The following is a 418-nucleotide window of genomic DNA, read 5'->3' as shown; positions in this document are numbered from 1 at the left end:
GCTCTTCATCGGAATCGCGCATGGGCATTATTCCGCTTTCGGCATCAGGGTCTGCAGATCGTCCGCCGTCGGCGCCTGGAAGTGATATTTCTTCAGCAGGGCGGCATATTCCGGCGTCGCGCTGTATTTTTTCAGCGCCTCTTCGAGGGCGGTTTTCACCTTAGTATTGCCTTTTTTAACGCCAAAGCCGTTCAGCACCGGATAGATCAGCGTGTCAGAGGAGATAACCACCCGATCACCCAGTTTTTCCACCACCCCGCGCGCCACGGCGGCGTCGGTGATCTGCGCATCCACCGCGCGCGACAACAGCGCCTGGGTGGTCTGCGGGTCGGTGGTAAAAACGCTCAGCGCAATTGGCTTCAGCCCTTTCTTCACGCAGTAGTCGGCGGAAAGCTTCTGCAACTGCGCCAGCCACGAG

The 418-nt window shown here is 58.6% G+C and carries 1 protein-coding gene; it reads right to left on the bottom strand.

Features of this window, described 5'->3' with window-relative positions; genetic code table 11:
* Positions 1 to 27 precede the first annotated feature (27 nt).
* On the bottom strand, positions 28 to 418 hold a 391-nt coding region (locus tag I6F16_RS37675; protein ID WP_225174798.1), incomplete at its 5' end, for a transporter substrate-binding domain-containing protein.

The sequence above is a fragment of the Bradyrhizobium sp. IC4060 genome (genome assembly GCF_020193715.1).
GTDB lineage: Bacteria > Pseudomonadota > Alphaproteobacteria > Rhizobiales > Xanthobacteraceae > Bradyrhizobium > Bradyrhizobium yuanmingense.
Note: the sequence above shows the minus strand (reverse complement) of the source record. Positions and strands in the feature narration are given on the sequence as shown.